The organism is Arthrobacter burdickii (genome assembly GCF_030433645.1).
GTDB lineage: Bacteria > Actinomycetota > Actinomycetes > Actinomycetales > Micrococcaceae > Arthrobacter_D > Arthrobacter_D burdickii.
Genome location: NZ_JAROCG010000001.1, coordinates 2,756,602 through 2,774,383, shown reverse-complemented (window position 1 = coordinate 2,774,383; position 17,782 = coordinate 2,756,602). Strand labels below are relative to the sequence as shown.

At 69.2% G+C, this 17,782-nt stretch carries 14 protein-coding genes; 11 read left to right on the top strand and 3 right to left on the bottom strand.

The genetic code is table 11. The features are described 5' to 3' along the window. The 8 genes from P5G52_RS12995 to P5G52_RS12960 all read left to right on the top strand — a co-directional run bounded on the left by P5G52_RS12995 (position 1) and on the right by P5G52_RS12960 (position 9,301). Entirely contained in the window at positions 1–759 is a 759-nt protein-coding gene (locus P5G52_RS12995) for a YebC/PmpR family DNA-binding transcriptional regulator (RefSeq protein ID WP_301227985.1), read from the top strand. A 36-nt stretch (positions 760–795) separates the two neighbouring features. Beyond that, a complete protein-coding gene (gene ruvC, locus P5G52_RS12990; protein ID WP_301227983.1) occupies positions 796–1,365 on the top strand; it encodes a crossover junction endodeoxyribonuclease RuvC in 570 nt (189 codons plus the stop codon). Positions 1,366–1,488: 123 nt separating this feature from the next. Further along, positions 1,489–2,118, top strand: a complete 630-nt coding sequence (gene ruvA, locus P5G52_RS12985) for a Holliday junction branch migration protein RuvA (protein ID WP_301227981.1) — start codon at positions 1,489–1,491, stop codon at positions 2,116–2,118. Further along, positions 2,115–3,230, top strand: coding sequence for a Holliday junction branch migration DNA helicase RuvB (gene ruvB / locus P5G52_RS12980; RefSeq protein WP_301227979.1), 1,116 nt, complete (start codon positions 2,115–2,117; stop codon positions 3,228–3,230). The genes ruvA and ruvB overlap by 4 nt, the downstream gene beginning before the upstream one ends. Positions 3,231–3,330: 100 nt before the next feature. After that, positions 3,331–3,876 carry a preprotein translocase subunit YajC gene (gene yajC / locus P5G52_RS12975; protein WP_301227977.1) on the top strand — a complete coding sequence of 182 codons (546 nt, stop codon included), beginning with the start codon at positions 3,331–3,333 and terminating at the stop codon, positions 3,874–3,876. An 83-nt stretch (positions 3,877–3,959) separates the two neighbouring features. Next, complete coding sequence (gene secD / locus P5G52_RS12970) at positions 3,960–5,696, top strand: protein translocase subunit SecD (protein WP_301227975.1); 1,737 nt, start codon at positions 3,960–3,962, stop codon at positions 5,694–5,696. Beyond that, positions 5,693–6,709, top strand: a complete 1,017-nt coding sequence (gene secF, locus P5G52_RS12965; RefSeq protein WP_301227973.1) for a protein translocase subunit SecF — start codon at positions 5,693–5,695, stop codon at positions 6,707–6,709. The genes secD and secF overlap by 4 nt, the downstream gene beginning before the upstream one ends. Before the next feature lie 165 nt (positions 6,710–6,874). Continuing rightward, a complete protein-coding gene (locus P5G52_RS12960; RefSeq protein WP_301227971.1) occupies positions 6,875–9,301 on the top strand; it encodes a RelA/SpoT family protein in 2,427 nt (808 codons plus the stop codon). On the opposite strand, the gene P5G52_RS12955 is transcribed toward P5G52_RS12960, so the two are convergent. Together P5G52_RS12955 and P5G52_RS12950 are read right to left on the bottom strand one after the other, a co-directional pair. Next, positions 9,182–9,961 carry a hypothetical protein gene (locus P5G52_RS12955; RefSeq protein ID WP_301227969.1) on the bottom strand — a complete coding sequence of 260 codons (780 nt, stop codon included), beginning with the start codon at positions 9,959–9,961 and terminating at the stop codon, positions 9,182–9,184. The two genes, P5G52_RS12960 and P5G52_RS12955, sit on opposite strands and share 120 nt — an antisense overlap. A 96-nt stretch (positions 9,962–10,057) precedes the next feature. After that, positions 10,058–11,914, bottom strand: coding sequence for a DUF349 domain-containing protein (locus P5G52_RS12950; protein WP_363321888.1), 1,857 nt, complete (start codon positions 11,912–11,914; stop codon positions 10,058–10,060). Positions 11,915–12,211: 297 nt separating this feature from the next. On the opposite strand from P5G52_RS12950, the gene hisS reads away from it, so the two are divergent. Next, entirely contained in the window at positions 12,212–13,540 is a 1,329-nt protein-coding gene (hisS, locus tag P5G52_RS12945) for a histidine--tRNA ligase (RefSeq protein ID WP_301227967.1), read from the top strand. Between the two features lie 168 nt (positions 13,541–13,708). After that, positions 13,709–14,218: a hypothetical protein gene (locus P5G52_RS12940; protein ID WP_301227965.1), complete on the top strand. Its 510-nt coding sequence runs from the start codon at positions 13,709–13,711 to the stop codon at positions 14,216–14,218. A gap of 132 nt (positions 14,219–14,350) precedes the next feature. Here P5G52_RS12940 and P5G52_RS12935 read toward each other — a convergent pair whose 3' ends face one another. Continuing rightward, the gene (locus P5G52_RS12935) at positions 14,351–15,607 is read right to left on the bottom strand and encodes an APC family permease (protein WP_301227963.1); all 1,257 of its coding nucleotides are present in this window, start codon (positions 15,605–15,607) and stop codon (positions 14,351–14,353) included. 217 nt (positions 15,608–15,824) lie between these two features. Here P5G52_RS12935 and aspS point away from each other — a divergent pair, with 217 nt between their 5' ends. Then, positions 15,825–17,591: an aspartate--tRNA ligase gene (gene aspS, locus P5G52_RS12930; protein WP_301227961.1), complete on the top strand. Its 1,767-nt coding sequence runs from the start codon at positions 15,825–15,827 to the stop codon at positions 17,589–17,591. Positions 17,592–17,782 lie beyond the last annotated feature (191 nt).

Here is a 17,782-nt window from a genome sequence, read left to right as displayed (position 1 = left end):
ATGTCGGGGCACTCTAAGTGGGCAACAACCAAGCACAAGAAGGCCGCGATCGACGCCAAGCGGGCGAAGTCCTTCGCGAAGCTGATCAAGAACATCGAAGTCGCAGCGCGCGCCGGAGGTGCCGATATCGCCGGTAACCCCGGGCTCGAACTGGCCGTCTCGAAGGCGAAGAAGACCTCCGTCCCCATCGACAACATCAACCGCGCCGTGAAGCGCGGGGCGGGCCTGCTCGGCGAGGCCGTCGACTACCAGACGATCATGTACGAGGCCCGCGGTCCCCAGGGTTCGGCCCTGCTGATCGAGTGCCTTACGGACAACAAGAACCGTGCCGCCTCCGAGGTGCGCGTCGGCATCACGCGCAACGGCGGAAGCATCGCCGATCCCGGGTCGGTGGCGTACCTGTTCGCACGCAAGGGCGTCGTCACCCTGCCGAAGAACGGCCTCACCGAGGACGAGCTGCTCATGGCCGTGCTCGACGCGGGCGCGGACGAGGTCAAGGAGTCCGACGACAGCTTCGAGATCATCTCGGAGCCGCAGGACGTCCGCGCCGTGGTCGGCGCGCTCGAGGAGGCCGGGATCGAGTACGACACCGACGAGATCGAGTTCGTGCCGTCCATGCAGGTGGACCTGGACGCCGACGGCGGCCGGAAGTTCCTTAAGCTGGTGGACGCCCTGGAGGAGCTCGACGACGTCCAGAACGTCTACTCCAACGCCAATCTCTCGGACGACGTGCTGGCCGAGCTCGAGAACGACGACTGACATCGCTCCGCTTGGGACCGCAGGGAGGGTAGCGCCGTGACCTACCGGGTCATGGGCGTGGACCCCGGCCTGACACGCTGCGGCCTCGCGGTCGTCGACATCGAGCCGAACCGGCGCTCCACGCTCGTCGCGGTCGGCGTCGTCGGCACGGAGGCGGGCCGGAGCCTCGACGAGCGGCTCCTGGTCATCTCGGAGGCCGTCGACCTGTGGCTGGACCTGCACGAACCCCAGGCCCTCGCCGTCGAGCGCGTGTTCAGCGGAACCAACATCAGTACCGTCATGGGGACCGCGCAGGCGTCCGGCGTCGTCATCGTCGCCGCGGCCCGGCGCGGCATCCCGGTGGCCCTCCACACACCCACCGAGGTCAAGGCCGCGGTCACGGGCAACGGCCAGGCGGACAAGGTGGCCGTCACGAAGATGGTGACGAAGATCCTCCGGCTCGAGACCGCGCCTCGGCCTGCCGACGCCGCGGACGCCCTGGCGCTCGCTATCACGCACGCCTGGCGCAGGGGAGTAGGGCTCCAGGGCGCTGCTGCATCCGGAGGCAGCGTGACCCCCGCGCAGCGCATCTGGGCCGAGGCGGAGGCGCGGGCGCGACGTCGCTAGCGCCGTTCCCGGTGTGGCTCCTCGCGTCCGGGGCGGGACGCCGGTACGGTTATCCATTAGAACGTATGTTCGACGCGGGCCCCGGCCCGCCGTCCCCGTCCCGCAAGTGCCTTGGAGCTCTTCATGATCAGTTCCCTGCGCGGAACAGTGACCCACGTGGGCCTGCACTCCGCCGTCATCGATGTCAACGGCTTCGGCATGCAGGTCCAAGCCACGCCGCAGACCCTCGCCGGGCTCCGCGTGGGCGAGCAGTCCACCGTCGCCACCGCGATGATCGTCCGCGAGGACTCGATGACGCTCTTCGGCTTCGAAGACGCGGACCAGCGCGAGGTCTTCGAGACCCTCCTGGCGGTCAGTGGCGTCGGCCCCCGCCTCGCCCTCGCCGTGCTGGCGGTCCACGCGCCGGACGCCATCCGGGTGGCCGCCTCCTCCGGCGACGACAAGGCCTTCAGCAAGGTGCCCGGCATCGGGCCCAAGGGAGCACGCCGCATCGTGCTCGAACTCGCCGGGAAGCTGGTCCCCCTGGAATCGGCACCGGGCGTTCCGAAGCAGACCTGGCAGGGCCAGGTGCTCACCGCCATGATGGGCCTCGGCTGGTCCGAGAGGGACGCCGGGGCAGCGATCGACGCAGCCGTCGCCGACGCGCCCGAGGTCGCGGCGACGGGTGATGTGGGCCAGATCCTGAAGCTCACGCTGCGCCGCCTCGGGCAGGACGGCGCGCGAAGCTCGGCGCGGGCGAAGGTCGGGTCATGACGGATCCACAGCCCCAGGACGCGCCGCTCGTCGCGCCGGCCGCCGATCCCGAGGACCGGGCCATCGAGGCCGCATTGCGGCCGAAGAACCTCGACGACTTCGTGGGGCAGAAGCGCGTCCGGCGGCAGCTGTCGCTCGTCCTCGAAGCCTCGCGACTGCGCGGACGCAGCGCCGACCACGTCCTCCTGTCGGGACCTCCCGGCCTCGGGAAGACGACGCTCGCCATGATCATCGCCGCGGAGATGAACGCACCGCTGCGCATCTCCTCCGGTCCCGCGATCCAGCACGCCGGCGACCTCGCCGCGATCCTCTCGTCCCTGACCGACGGGGAGGTGCTCTTCCTCGACGAGATCCACCGCATGTCCCGGCCGGCCGAGGAGATGCTCTACATGGCCATGGAGGATTTCCGGGTGGACATCATCGTCGGCAAGGGGCCCGGTGCCACGGCCATCCCGCTGGAACTGCCGCCCTTCACCCTCGTGGGTGCCACCACGCGCGCGGGACTGCTGCCCGGCCCGCTCCGGGACCGCTTCGGCTTCACCGGCCACCTCGAGTTCTACTCGACCGAGGAACTCGAGCTGGTGCTCCGGCGGTCGGCGATGCTCATGGACATGAAGGTGAACTCGGCGGCATTCGCCGAGATCGCCGGCCGCTCGAGGGGAACGCCCCGTATCGCCAACCGGCTGCTGCGGCGGGTCCGGGACTGGGCGCTCGTGCACGGCATCGACCTGATCGATGCGCGCTCGGCAAGCGCGGCGCTCGACATGTACGAAGTGGATGCGCGGGGACTCGACCGGCTGGACCGCTCCGTCCTCACCGCCCTCATCACCAAGTTCAACGGAGGTCCCGTGGGTCTCTCGACGCTGGCGATCGCCGTGGGGGAGGAGCCCGAGACGGTCGAGACCGTCGCCGAGCCCTACCTGGTGCGCGAGGGCATGCTCGGACGGACGCCGCGCGGGAGGATCGCGACGGCGGCCGCGTGGAGGCACCTCGGCCTCGAGATGCCCGAGACCGTCGCCGCAGCCATGCCGGAGGACCTGTTCTCCGTGGCGCCCGAGGACCTGCTCGGCAGCGAATCGGGCCTTGACAGCTGGGCCCGGCCGGACTCCTGACGCGGGATCGCCCAGCTTTCCCCTTTACACTGGTGTCTTCTAATGTGTGCCGGGGCACAGTCCTGCCGCCCACTCCCAGTCCCAGGAACGGAAATTCCCAGTGTTCGCACATGTAGTTGCCCAGACCGCCTCCGGAGATGCTCCTCCCTTCGACATCTTCTCCCTCCTCCTGCCGCTGGCGCTGGCTTTCCTGATCTTCACCATGTTCCGGCGCCAGCGAAAGGCGCAGAAGCAGGTGAAGGAGATGCGGACGAGCATGGAACCGGGTACCGAGGTCATGACGCAGTTCGGGCTCTTCGGCACGATCGTCTCGATCGACCAGGAGAACAACAAGGCAGTCCTCGAGCTGTCTCCGGGCAACCTGGCCACCGTGCATACCCAGGCCCTGTCCAAGGTCGTCGAGCAGGAGCGCGTCGACGACACCCGCGAGGAAGCCCTTCCGGGGACGCCGGTCGCGGAGGACACGTCCTCGATCGACGCCGTCGACCGCACCCCGTCCGCCGGTTCCACCGCCGCGGGAACCGCGGGTACCACCTCGGGCGTTGAGACGCCGGAGGAGACCCTCGAGCGGCTGAACAGGCAGTCCGCCCAGGAAAGCCGCGACTCGCGGGATCCCCGCGACCCCAAAGCGAACCCAGACAACTAACATTCCCAAGGCGTCGGTCCTCGCACCGCGCCTGTCAGAATCACCGCGGCCACGAGCCGCGCCACGAAATAAGGACACCCACCATGCCTCGTACCGGTCCCGGGACGGCAGCCAAGCGGACACTAGTCTGGCTGGGCGCATTGACAGCACTGCTCGCAATCCTGCTGGGAGCGGGTTCCTACTGGAGCACCGCGAGCTGGAGCCCCCGACTGGCCCTCGACCTCGAGGGTGGGACGCAGATGATCCTCGCCCCCCGCGTCCAGGGCGGCAGTGAGATCACTCCCGAACAGCTCGACCAGGCGGTGGAGATCATCCGACAGCGCGTGGACGGCTCCGGCGTCGCCGAAGCCGAGATCAACACGCAGTCCGGGCAGAACGTCATCGTGTCCCTCCCCGGGACACCGGACCCCCAGACCCGTGACCTGATCCAAGCATCGGCCCAGATGGAATTCCGGCCCGTGCTCGCGGGTGGCCCCGGACAGGCGGCAGCGGCGGAGACTCCGACGCCCGACGACCAGCTTCCCAAGCCGGCTGCGGAGCCGAAGGACGCCAGTGACCCGAACTGGATCACGCCCGAGCTCTACAAGCAGTTCGAGGCCCTGGACTGCCTCGATCCGGCGGCCCTCGAGCCTGCCGAGGAACCGGCTCCGGCCGACAAGCCCATGGTCGCGTGCGAACCCGACACGCAGGGCAAGTACATCCTCGGCCCCGTCGAGGTCCCGGGCACGGACATCTCCACCGCGAGCTACGGGCTGCAGCGCAGCCCGCAGGGCCAGGCACTCAACACCTGGGCCGTGAACATCGACTTCAACGACGAGGGCACCAAGACCTTCCGCGAAGTGACCGAGCGCCTCTACGCGATCGGCACCGGTGATCCGCGCAACCAGTTCGCCATCGTGCTGGACGGCCGGATCGTCTCGGCGCCGACCACCAATGCGGTCATCGCGGACGGCAACCCCCAGATCAGCGGAAACTTCACGGAGGAATCCGCCGCGGCCCTGTCCGAGCAGCTCAAGTACGGCGCCCTGCCCATCAGCTTCGAGATCCAGAGCGAACAGCAGATCTCCGCGACCCTGGGAGCGGACCAGCTCCGGCTCGGACTCGTCGCGGGCCTCATCGGGCTCCTGCTGGTCGCCGTGTACTCGATGTTCCAGTACCGCCTGCTCGGCCTCGTGACCATCGCCTCGCTCGTCGTCGCGGGTGTCCTGACCTACCTCGCGATCTGCATCCTCGGCTGGACCGAGAACTACCGGCTGTCGCTCGCCGGCGTCGCGGGCCTCATCGTCGCCATCGGCCAGACGGCGGACTCGTTCATCGTCTACTTCGAACGCATCCGTGACGAGCTGCGCGACGGCCGCGGCCTCATCTCCGCCGTCGAGAACGGCTGGCGCCGTGCCAAGCGCACCGTGCTCGCGTCGAAGGCAGTGAACCTGCTGGCGGCGCTCGTACTCTACTTCGTCGCCGTCGGCAACGTCCGCGGCTTCGCCTTCACGCTCGGCCTCACGGCGATCGCGGACCTCGTCGTCGTCTTCCTCTTCACCCACCCGGTCCTCCGGTTGCTGGCGAGGACGAAGTTCTTCGGCGAAGGCCACCCGTGGTCCGGCCTCGATCCGAGCCGCCTGGGCGGTATCCCGCTCTACCGCGGCGCCGGCCGCCTGCGCGATCCCGCCGAGAAGCCCGTCGTCATCACCCGGGCCAAGAACAAGGGCGCCTCGGCGGAAGCCGAACGGCGCATGACCATCGCCGAGCGCCGCCGCGCGGAGCAGCAGAAGGCCCTCGCGGGCCGCACCGGTTCTTCCCAGAAAGAGAACAACGAATGAGCCGCACGAGCTTCGCCACCTTCGGCAACGAGCTGTACTCGGGGAAGCGCTCCTACCCCTTCGTCGCCAAGCGGAACCTCTGGTTCCTCATCGCCGGCCTCGCCATCCTGATCTCGATCATCATCCCGGTGGTCAAGGGCGGCTTCAACCTCGGGATCGACTTCCGGGGCGGGTCCGAGTTCACCGTCTCCGCGACGGACAACACGGACGCCTCCATCGGTGAGGCGGCCGTGACCGACGTCGTCCCCGACGCCGTCCCGCGCGTCACCAACATCGCGGCGGACACGATGCGCGTCCAGACCGAGCGGCTGACGGACGACGAGACGCTCAGCGTCCGCGACAACCTCATCAGCGGCTACGGCGTGGGCGAGGACCAGGTGACCTCGAGCTTCGTCGGCCCGACGTGGGGCGAGGACGTCAGCCGCCAGGCCCTGATCGGCTTCGGGGTGTTCGTCCTGCTCGCCGCGATCCTGATGGCCATCTACTTCCGCACCTGGAAGATGGCCCTCGCCGCGATGGCCGCGCTCGTTGTGGTGATGGTCGTGACCGCCGGGCTGTACTCGCTCAGCAACTTCGAGGTGACGCCCTCGGCGATCATCGGCTTCCTCACGATCCTCAGCTACGCCCTGTACGACACGGTCGTGGTGTTCGACAAGATCCGGGAGAATACGGCGGACGGGGCCACCTCGACCAGGCGGACGTTCGCCGAGCAGGTCAACCTCGCCGTGAACCAGACGCTCGTCCGGTCGATCAACACCTCGGTGGTGGCGATCCTGCCCGTCGCCTCCATCCTGTTCATCGGCTCGTTCCTGCTGGGCGCGGGCACGCTGCAGGACCTCTCCCTGGCCCTGTTCATCGGCATCATCCTCGGCACGCTGGGCACGATCTTCATCGCGGCGCCGCTGTACGCGGCCCTGCGGCTCAACGAGCCGGACCTGAAGAAGCAGGAGAAGAAGGTCCTGGACCGCCGTGCGCTCGAGGCAGTGTCTGCGGGGGCGCACCCGGCGCGCTAGCACGCCGCGCACCGGGCCAGGGTGCATGCAGACGCCGCAGCCGCAGGATACCCACCGGGATCCTGCGGCTGTTGCCGTTCGAAGCGCGGCTAGACTTGGAGAGGTCGCGTTACCTGTGGCATCTTGAATCCTTCCGGGATTCTGGATCGAGATTGAGGGACTTGAATGGCTGAAGCGGTGAATCCCGCAGTGCGGCCCGACGACGGGGGCACTGCGGCGCCTGGATCTCCTGGTCCGATCGCCACGGATGGCCCACGTCCGGGTCCGTCCCGTGGGCTCGTACAGCCGGAGCCGCCGACGGTAGCGCCGGGATCGGCCCCGTCCGCGGCGAGTGCCGACCAGGTGGCGCCCGGCCGGCGCGGACGCACCCGGGCGCGCATCGCCCGGCTGACCGGTCGAGGCTCGTCCGGGTATTCGCCGGTCCTCGAACCGCTCCTGCGGACGGTGCGGGCGAACAACCCGAAGGAAGACCTCGACCTCATCCAGCGCGCCTACCTCGTCGCCGAACGCAGCCACGAGGGCCAGACGCGCAAGAGCGGCGACCCCTACATCACCCATCCGGTGGCGGTGGCCACGATCCTCGCCGAACTGGGCATGACGGGCACCACGCTCGCCGCGGCACTCCTGCACGACACCGTCGAGGACACGTCCTACACGCTCGAGGAGCTCAAACGGGACTTCGGCCCCGAGGTCGCCATGCTGGTCGACGGCGTCACCAAGCTCGACAAGGTGTCCTTCGGCGACGCGGCCCAGGCCGAAACCGTGCGCAAGATGGTCGTCGCCATGGCCAAGGACATCCGCGTCCTCGTCATCAAGCTCGCCGACCGCCTGCACAACGCCCGCACCTGGCGCTTCGTCTCGCCTGCCTCCTCGGCCAAGAAAGCGCGGGAGACCCTCGAGATCTTCGCCCCGCTCGCGCACCGCCTGGGAATGAACACCATCAAGTGGGAGCTCGAGGACCTGTCCTTCGCGGCGCTCCACCCGAAGGTGTACGAGGAGATCGTCCGGATGGTGGGGGACCGGACGCCGGAGCGCGAGAAGCACCTCAGCCTCGTGCGCAACCAGATCGAGGAAGACCTGCGCGCCGTGAAGATCAAGGCGACGATCACGGGCCGGCCGAAGCACTACTACTCCATCTACCAGAAGATGATCGTGCGGGGTAAGGACTTCGACGACATCCATGACCTGATGGGCGTCCGCGTCCTGGTGGACAGCGTGCGTGACTGCTACGCCACCCTCGGCTCGCTGCATTCGCGGTGGAACCCCCTGCCCGGGCGGTTCAAGGACTACATCGCCATGCCGAAGTTCAACATGTACCAGTCGCTGCACACCACGGTGATCGGCCCGGGCGGCAAGCCCGTGGAGATCCAGATCCGGACGCACGACATGCACCGCCGCGCCGAGTACGGCGTTGCGGCCCACTGGAAGTACAAGAACGGCGGCAGGCAGCTCGAGGCCTCCGACAACGGGGACATGGGCTGGCTGCGGAGCCTCGTGGACTGGCAGCAGGAGACCTCGGACCCCGACGAATTCCTCGACTCGCTGCGGTTCGAGATCAATGCGCGCGAGGTCTTCGTCTTCACGCCCAAGGGCGAGGTCATGGCGCTGCCTGCCGGTTCGACGCCGGTCGACTTCGCGTACGCCGTGCACACCGAGGTCGGCCACAGGACCATCGGCGCGAGGGTCAACGGCAAGCTCGTGCCGCTCAACAGCGAGCTCAACCACGGCGACTGGGTGGAGATCTTCACCTCCAAGGCCGAAGGCGCGGGTCCCAGCCAGGACTGGCAGGGCTTCGTCAAGAGCCCGCGGGCCAGGAACAAGATCCGCCAATGGTTCACGAAGGAGCGCCGCGAGGAGGCGATCGACAAGGGCAAGGAGCTGCTGACGCGCGCGATGCGCAAGCAGAACCTCCCGCTGCAGCGCATGATGACGCACAGCGCCCTGTTGACCGTCGCCCAGGAACTCCGCCACCAGGACATCTCTGCCCTCTATGCCGCCGTCGGCGACGGCCATACGTCGGCGCAGAACGTCATCGAGCACCTCGTGGCGCTCATGGGCGGCCACGAGGGTGCCGAGGAGAACATCGCCGAGACGGCGGTGGCCACGCAGCCGCGCCGCCCCAAGTTCTCCGACTCCGGCGTCACGGTCCGCGGCGTCGGCGATGTCTGGGTGAAGCTCGCCCGCTGCTGCACTCCGGTGCCGCCGGACCCGATCATCGGTTTCGTCACGAGGGGCTCCGGCGTCTCGGTCCACCGCAGCGACTGCCGCAACGTGCAGGAACTGCGTGACCAGCCGGACCGCATCGTGCCCGTCGACTGGGCGCCGACGCAGTCGAGCGTGTTCCTCGTGGAGATCCAGGTCGAGGCCCTCGACCGCAAGAGCCTGCTCTCGGACGTCACGAGTGTGCTCGCCGAGAACCACGTGAACATCCTGGCCGCCAACGTGAACACGTCGTCGGACCGGGTCGCCATGTCACGGTTCGCGTTCGAGATGGGTGACCCGAAGTACCTCAACCACATCCTGAGCGCCGTACGCCGCATCGACGGCGTGTTCGACGTCTACCGGACCACGGGCTCCCAGCGCCGACCCTGACGCGCGACGGTCACGTCCTTCCGCCCCCGGACGCTGGGCGGCGCGCAGCCTCGTCAGGGCACGCGTCTTGCCCGGCACGCGTGCCGTGGCGAGCAGTGCCGCCTCCACGAGCCGTAACGGGCAGTCGAGCTCGTGATCCCTGCCGATGGCGCTGAGGATTCGGACGGCATCGCAGTCCTCCCCGTGGATGGCGATGTCCACCGCCGTACGCAGCGGGGTCGTCACGGACACCCCTCCCACCCTGTTGACGTCGAAGGGGCCGAGCGCCACCTGATGCAGGACCGCGGGCGTGAAGGGCGGCAGGGCGGTGGTGCGACGGCGGTGGTCCGACACGAGGCTGATCAGGGCCGGCGGGGGCGCGCACCCGTAGATCCAGGCGGCGCACGTACGTCCCAGCGCCACCCGCGGGCGCAGGGAGCGCGGTACGCAGCGTGCTGCTGCCTGGGACCGCGTGGCCGGGTCCTCGCGGAAGTCGCTGCGGAGGTAGGAGTCCCCGATGACGAGGCGCACGAGTCCTTCCAGCCTCATGGCCTGCAACTCGGCCGAGGTGAAGATCTCACCGGCGTGGAAGAGGGCGCCCCCGGTGGAGGTCACCGGATTGCCGTCCGCGCCCCGGAGACGTTCGGGCGGTGCGGCAGCGGCGCTGTCCAGGGGAGGCATTGCTCCAGCATCCCACCGCGTCGTGCACGCAAAAGCCCTCCGGCACCGATGTGGACAACGGTGCCGGAGGGCCGTGGAACCGGCGCGGGCCGGGCGCTAGGAGAAGTCCTGGGCCGACTTCTGCAGCATCTCGAGCCACTGCTCGCGTGCCGCCAGAGCCTCCCGGGCGGATGCGATCTTCTTCGCGTTCCCCGCACGTTCGGCGTCGGTGAGGTCTTCCTTGAGCTGGGCGATCGTCGCCTCGAGCTGGCTCAGCGCGCTGTTGGTGCGGGCCTTCGTCTCGGGGTTCGTCTTCTTCCAGTGGTCGTCGTCGGCGGCCTTGATCGCGTCCTCGACCTGCCGGAGGCCGGAATCGATACGTCCCATGTCGGCGCGCGGCACCTTGCCCGCCTCGTCCCAGCGGTCGCGGATGGACTGCAGGGCCTTCTTGGCAGCAGCGAGGTCGCGGATCGGCAGGATCTGCTGGGCCTCCTTGAGCAGGGCTTCCTTCACCGTGAGGTTGCCGGCGTATTCCTCGTCGACAGCTTCATTGGCGGACTTGCGAGCCTCGAAGAAGCGGTCCTGGGCGGCCCGGAAGCGGGCCCAGAGGGCGTCGTCGTCCTTGCGGCTGGCGCGCTTTGACGCCTTCCACTCGTCCATGAGGTGCCGGTACTCGGCAGCCGTCTGGCCCCAGTCGGTCGAGCTGGAGAGCTGCTCCGCGCGCTTGATGAGCGCCTCCTTGGCCTGCTTCGCCTCGGCGTTGTCGCTGTCCAGCTGTGAGAAGTAGGCGCGCCGGTGCCGGTCGAAGACGGTGCGCGCGGACCGGAAACGCTTCCACAGCGCGTCCTCGGTGCCGCGGCCGAGCCTCGGTCCGTTCTTCTGCGCCGCCTTCCACAGTTCGAACAGTTCGTTCATGCGGGTGCTGCTGGCCTTCCACTGCACGGTGGAGGGATCCCGGCCCGCGAGTTCCTCGGCCTCGGCGACGATCGCCTCACGGGCCGCGAGCTCCTTGGCCTTCAGCTCGTCCTGTACCGCGCGTTCCGCCTTCTCGAGGCCGCTGATGTCGCCGAGCAGGGCATCGATCCGCGCCTCGAGGGCGACGACGTCGCCGACCATCTTCCGTTCGCCCACCTGGGCACGCAGGTGCTTGGCCGTCTTCGCCATGTCCGACGAGGGCGCCTTGGCCTGCACGCGCTGCTCGAGCAGTGCCACCTGGCTGACGACGTCGTCGTACTTGCGCACGAAGTAGGCGAGGGCCTCCTCGCGGGTCGCATCCGGGTACTGTCCCACCGGGTGCTCGGCGCCGTCGACCAGCAGGAAGACGTGCCCGTCGTCCTCGACGCGGGCGAACCTGCCGGCCTCCTCGAGGGAGGTGCTGTGCGCCAGGGGTGCGGCGACCGGCTGGGCGGCCTTCTTCAGCGGTCGGGGCGCCATCGCCGTGGGCAGCGGTGGGCGGGGAGCGGCGAGACTGGGCGACGGCGTGGTCAGGGGAACGGGCTCGGGGGCCAGGGGGACCGACGCCGCGGGGGCGTCCGCTGCGTCCGCAGCTTCGATTGCGTCGCCTGCACCTGGTTCTTCGCCTGCACCGGTTGCGTCGCCTGTATCGGGCTTCTCACCTGCGCCGGCCGGAGCAACCGATGGTTCCGCCGACTCGGCCGGGGCGTCCGGAGCAGGGGAGTGCGCGCTGGTGCCGACGCCGGATGGGTCGACATCGACCGGCGCCGAGGCCTCGGCCTCGGCCGTACCGGCTGCGTCTGCGGTGGCAGCGTCGGCTTCCTCGGCGGGGCCGGACGCCGCCGGCTCTGTCCCGTCCTGCGGGGAGGTGGCTGCGGTCACGTCGCCCGTGTCGGTACCCGTGTCCGTGCCCGTTGGCGCATCTGCTGACGTGGGGCCGCCGGCGCCGTCGCCTGCCACCGTGTCCTGCTGTGCGTCCTGGCCGATGGTCGTTTCGTCGGATTGCTGACTGTGTGTCACCGCTAGAAGTCTTTCGCTCGTCGGATGGCCGTGAGCAACGCCGGGGCCATTTCATGCAGGGTCTGGGAGTCTGCCCTGAGGTTACTTTACCCACTGGGCCGTAATCCGGGTTCCGGTGTGGAGGCACCCTTCGCTCTGGACGTGCGGGGAGCAGCCGCTCTTCCGCTGCTCCCGACCGCAGGCTCTTCCCGTTTTCCCGGGAACCAGCCACGACACCTAGGATTGAGGCCGCAGAACGGACCGCTTCCCTGCAGGGAAGCGGGAACCGGCAACCCCGCGCAGGAGGAGACCCACCCCATGGCCCGCAAGGCATCACTGTCCGGCTTTCCCGAATGGCTTCCGGAGGAGCGCCTGATCGAGCTCCATGTGCTCGAGGTGCTGCAGCGGACGTTCGAGCTGCACGGCTTCTCCAGCATCGAGACGCGGGCGGTCGAGACGGTGGACCACCTGCTCCGGAAGGGTGAGATCGACAAGGAGGTGTACGCGGTGTCCCGCCTCCAGGCCGACGAGGCGTCCGCCTCCGAGAGCGGCCTCGCCCTCCACTACGACCTGACCGTGCCGTTCGCCCGCTACGTCGTCGAGAACGCCGGCCACCTCGCCTTCCCCTTCCGCCGATTCCAGATCCAGAAGTGCTGGCGCGGGGAGCGACCCCAGGAGGGCCGTGCCCGCGAATTCACCCAGGCGGACATCGACGTCGTCGGCGATGGTGTGCTGCCGTTCCGGTACGACGTCGAACTCGCCCTCGCCGTGGTCGAGGCCCTCGGCGCCCTCCCCATCCCGGACTTCACGCTGCGCGTCAACAACCGGAAGCTCGCGGAGGGCTTCTACCGCGGCATCGGGCTCGAGGACACCGCAGCCGTCCTGCGGAGCATCGACAAGCTCGAGAAGATCGGCGCGGAGAAGGTGGGCACGCTGTTGCGGGACGAGGTCGGCGCTGACGACGACCAGGTGCGCCTCGCACTCGAGCTCGCCGGCATCCGTACGTCCGACACCTCGTTCGTCGAGCGCGTCCGCGCCCTCGGCGTGACGAACGACCTCCTCGACGAAGGCCTCGAGGAACTCCGGCAGGTCGTGGGCGAAGCGTCCCGACGGGCGCCGGGCCGGGTGGTGGCGGATCTCAGCATCGCCCGCGGGCTCGACTACTACACCGGCACCGTCTACGAGACGGTGCTCAACGGGCACGAAGGCCTTGGATCGATCTGCTCCGGCGGCCGCTACGACTCCCTGGCCCGCAAGGGCAACCGCACGTTCCCCGGCGTCGGCCTGTCCATCGGCGTCACGCGGATCGTCTCCCGCATCCTGAGCCAGGGGTTCGCCACGGTCTCGCGGTCCGTCCCCACCGCCGTCCTCGTGACACTCGCCGACGACGATTCCTGGTCGCAGGCACAGGACGTCGCGGCGGCGCTGCGAAGCCGCGGGATCTCCGCGGAGGTGGCAGCGGGCGCCGAGAAGTTCGGCAAGCAGATCAAGTTCGCGGACCGCCGCGGCATCCCCTTCGTGTGGTTCACGTCGCCCGACGGCTCGCACGAGGTGAAGGACATCCGGTCCGGGGACCAGATCGCGGCGGACCCTGCAGCCTGGACGCCTCCCGCCGAGGACCTCCGGCCGGTGGTCGCGACCGCCTGACGCAGCGCGTCCTGCCTGATGTAGTCGTGATGGCTCGACGTCAGCAGTTGGACCCAGCCGCCAGTGCAGCCGGCGGGACCCGGCCGGGGCAGCAATGCGCCGTTCACCCTTGACCACGGCATGCGGCGGTACTACGTTTCACGGCACCAGCACACGAAGGAGAGTGCAATGAGGCGTACTGCTGCTGCAACCGTTCTGGCTTTCGCTGCAGGGCTGGCGACGGCGGCCTCCGCCGTCGCGGTCCCGCCAGAACGGACTGTCTCGGAGGTGTATGACGCCGATGTCACAGTCACTGACGAGTTCTTCACGAAGGCCTGTGGTTTCGAGGTGACGGCGCAGTTGTCGGGCCATTACCGGGAGACGGCATTCTTCAACAAGGACGGCTCGCTGAACAGGGTCACGGCCCACCCGAGCTTCAGGTCCACCCTCACCAGTCCGACGGCGACGATCACGACGACCGACGTGGGACTCGACAGATCCGTTGAAAATGCCGACGGCACCATCAGCATCTTCGGCACGGGCGTCCACCTGAAACTGAAGGACGGGCCAAAGGCCATCGGCCTGTGGCGGCTGGTTGTCGATCCTGAGGCAGGGGAACTGATTTCCGAGGAATACCATGGTCAGTTCGACGTGACCGCAGAGGGAACGGTTGAAGCCATCTGCGACGCGCTCAGCTAGGCGCCTTCTGGAGCGTCCGGCGTCGCGCCGTTCGCGTGTCGCGGCCACTTTTGGTGGGCCAGGCCAGGATCAGCAACGGAGCCCCCTCGTCCGCAGCCGGCTGAACCTGGCCGGGGCAGCAAGGCCGGCCGTTCAGACTGCCCTCCGCCGCGCCAGGACGACGGCCCGGACGATGAGTCCGACCGCGAGCACCCCGAGCATGGTGAGTACCGACGTCGCCGGCAGGGTGAAGGCCAGGACGAGGCAACCGGCTGCGCCGACCGTGTTCAGCCAGCGCGGGGAGTACCACTGCCTCTCGGTGAGGGTGAAGGCCGCGATGTTCGCGATCGCGTAGTACAGCAGCACGCCGAAGCTTGAGAAGCCGACCACGGTCAGCACGTCGGTGGCCAGCAGGAGGACCACGACGACGACGGCCGTCACGATATCGGCGACCCAGGGCACGGAGTACCGGGCGGAGATCCGCGACAGCACCCGTGGCAGGTCTCCGCCGCGGGCCATCGCCAGGCTCGTCCTGCCGACTCCGGCGATGAGGGCCAGCAGGGCGCCCAGGCTCGCGAGCGCAGCCGCGAGGGTGATGACCCCACCGCCCACGCCGGCGGCTGCGCCCGGTGTGGATGCGTCGAAGACCTCCCGCAGCGGAGCAGTGGTTCCGGCGAGGCGGGTCGGCCCGAAGGCGTGCAACAGGGACAGCGCCAGCAGCAAATACAGCAGCAACGTGAAGCCGAGGGCACCGAAGATCGCCGCCGGGATGTTCCTGCGCGGTTCGCGGACCTCCTCGCCCATGGTCGCGATGCGCGCATACCCGGCAAAGGCGAAGAACAGCAGAGCCGCTGCCTGCAGGACCCCGACCGCCCCTTCGGAATCGGCGGCGGCCGGGCCGGAGGCCGCGGGGGAGGCGAACGCGACGACGACCACGAAGGCGAGGACCGGCACCACGAGCGAGACGATGACGCGCGTCGCGAGCGCGGTGCGGGTGACCCCGAGGAGGTTGACGAGCGTCAGCCCGACGACGGCGGCGACCCCCGCGGCCTTCTCGGCACCCGGCGCTGCATACAGGCCGAACGTGAGGGCCATGGCCGCGCACGACGCCAGCTTGCCGGTGACGAACGCCCAGCCGGCGAGGAACCCGGGCCAGGGACCGAGCTGTTCACGCCCGTAGACATAGGTGCCACCGCTCGTGGGATACCGCACGGCCAGGGAGGCGGTCGCCGAGGCGTTGCAGTAGGCGATGAAGCCCGCGATCACGACGGCCAGGGGCAGGAGCGCCCCGGCGGAGGCACTGGCCGGGGCGAACACCACGAACGCGCCGGCGCCGATCATCGCGCCGATCCCGACGGTCGTGGCATCGAAGCCGCCCATCGCGCGGCGGAGTCCCGGTTCCTGGGACATGGTTCTCCTCTCGATCGGAAGCAGCACCGCCGGACAGGCGGGCGGGCGACGGGACGACAACGACAACGAGGACGGGACGGGGCGGGTGCGGCCGGCGCGCTGCCGGTCTGTCCGGGCGGCCAGACCGGGACCGGTAAAGTTGGACGGGCTTGAACCAACTCTAGGCAGGTGCAGTTCCGCCTGCGACTCATCGAACTTATCTGTGGGAAGGAATGCTGTGCTCCGCACGCATGAACTGGGCTCCCTTCGGCCCGAGCACGTAGGACAAACGGTCACCCTGGCAGGCTGGGTGGCCCGCCGCCGGGACCACGGCGGGGTGGCGTTCCTCGACCTCCGCGACGCTTCCGGCGTCGCCCAGGTCGTCGTGCGCGAGGAGGACGTCTTCTCGACCCTGCGCAACGAGTACGTCCTCCAGATCGTCGGCAGCGTGCAGCAGCGGCCGGAGGGCAATGAGAACCCGGCACTGCCCACAGGTGCGATCGAGGTCATCGCGGACACCGTGACCATCCTCAACACGTCCGACCCCCTCCCGTTCCAGATCGACGAGCACGTCGAGGTCGGGGAGGAGGCGCGCCTGCGCCACCGTTACCTCGACCTCCGTCGGCCCGGCCCCCAGGCCAACCTCCGCCTGCGCTCCGAGGCGAGCCGGGTGGCACGTGAGCTCCTGCACCGGGACGGCTTCGTGGAGATCGAGACACCGACCCTGACGCGATCCACGCCCGAGGGAGCCCGTGACTTCCTGGTGCCGGCACGGCTCGCGCCGGGCTCCTGGTATGCCCTGCCGCAGTCGCCCCAGCTGTTCAAGCAGCTCCTGCAGGTCGGCGGGTTCGAGAAGTACTACCAGCTCGCCCGCTGCTACCGCGACGAGGACTTCCGCGCCGACCGCCAGCCCGAGTTCACGCAGCTCGACATCGAGGCGAGCTTCGTGGAGGAGGACGACATCATCGCCCTCGGCGAGCAGCTGGTCTCGGCGCTGTGGAAGCTCATCGACGTCGAGGTACCGCTGCCCATCCGCCGCATGACCTACGCGGACGCCATGGCCAAGTACGGCTCGGACAAGCCGGACCTGCGCTTCGGCCTCGAGCTGACCGAGCTGACCGAGTTCTTCAAGGACACGGAATTCGGCGTCTTCAAGGCTCCCTACGTCGGGGCCGTCGTCATGCCCGGAGGAGCCTCCCAGCCCCGCCGGCAGCTCGATGCCTGGCAGGAATGGGCCAAGCAGCGCGGCGCCAAGGGCCTCGCCTACGTGCTGATCGACGACGACGGCGGCCTCCGCGGTCCCGTCGCCAAGAACCTGACCGACAAGGAACGGGACGGCCTCGCAGCGGCGGTCGGCGCCAATCCCGGCGACTGCATCTTCTTCGCGGCGGGAGACACGCCTTCCTCGCGCGCCATCCTCGGTGCGGCGCGCGTGGAGATCGGACGACGCACGGGACTCATCAAGGAGGGCGACTGGGCCTTCGTGTGGGTCGTCGACGCTCCCATGTTCGAGCCCGCCTCCGCCGCCGTCGCGGCCGGTGACGTCGCGGTCGGCGCCGGCGCGTGGACGGCCGTCCACCACGCCTTCACGTCCCCGAAGCCCGAATTCCTGGACACCTTCGACACGGACCCCGAGAACGCCCTGGCCTTCGCGTACGACATCGTCTGCAACGGCAACGAGCTCGGCGGCGGGTCCATCCGTATCCACCGGCGCGACGTGCAGGAGCGCGTGTTCGCGGTCATGGGCCTGAGCGCCGAGGAAGCCCAGGAGAAGTTCGGCTTCCTGCTCGAGGGCTTCAAGTACGGCGCGCCGCCCCACGGCGGCATCGCGCTCGGCTGGGACCGCGTCGTGTCGCTGCTCGCCGGTGCGGATTCCATCCGCGACGTCATTGCTTTCCCGAAGTCGGGCGGCGGGTACGACCCGCTGACGGCCGCTCCCGCGCCGATCACGGCGCAGCAGCGCAAGGAAGCCGGCGTCGACGCCAAGCCGAAGACCGAGGGCTGACCTCCCGCTCCAGGCGCGCGACCGCTCCGCGCTCGCGACCGCTCTGCGCGACCGCGGGATCGGAACCGTGCAGTCGAAGGACAGGGCACCCCGCACGGGGTGCCCTGTCCCGCATCCGGCCCGCGTGCCGATCCGGCCGGTCCGCTCTCGGACGAAATGTGACGGAAGAGCCGGTGCCGCGGGTCTGCTGT

What these genes read in the sequence shown, in the direction of transcription:
- P5G52_RS12995 (WP_301227985.1), top strand. Translation starts at nt 1, where the DNA reads ATGTCGGGGCACTCTAAGTGGGCAACAACCAAGCACAAGAAGGCCGCG.
- P5G52_RS12935 (WP_301227963.1), bottom strand. Translation starts at nt 15,607, where the DNA reads ATGTCCCAGGAACCGGGACTCCGCCGCGCGATGGGCGGCTTCGATGCC.
- ruvA (WP_301227981.1), top strand. Translation starts at nt 1,489, where the DNA reads ATGATCAGTTCCCTGCGCGGAACAGTGACCCACGTGGGCCTGCACTCC.
- secD (WP_301227975.1), top strand. Translation starts at nt 3,960, where the DNA reads ATGCCTCGTACCGGTCCCGGGACGGCAGCCAAGCGGACACTAGTCTGG.
- P5G52_RS12955 (WP_301227969.1), bottom strand. Translation starts at nt 9,961, where the DNA reads ATGCCTCCCCTGGACAGCGCCGCTGCCGCACCGCCCGAACGTCTCCGG.
- P5G52_RS12940 (WP_301227965.1), top strand. Translation starts at nt 13,709, where the DNA reads ATGAGGCGTACTGCTGCTGCAACCGTTCTGGCTTTCGCTGCAGGGCTG.
- ruvB (WP_301227979.1), top strand. Translation starts at nt 2,115, where the DNA reads ATGACGGATCCACAGCCCCAGGACGCGCCGCTCGTCGCGCCGGCCGCC.
- secF (WP_301227973.1), top strand. Translation starts at nt 5,693, where the DNA reads ATGAGCCGCACGAGCTTCGCCACCTTCGGCAACGAGCTGTACTCGGGG.
- hisS (WP_301227967.1), top strand. Translation starts at nt 12,212, where the DNA reads ATGGCCCGCAAGGCATCACTGTCCGGCTTTCCCGAATGGCTTCCGGAG.
- P5G52_RS12960 (WP_301227971.1), top strand. Translation starts at nt 6,875, where the DNA reads ATGGCTGAAGCGGTGAATCCCGCAGTGCGGCCCGACGACGGGGGCACT.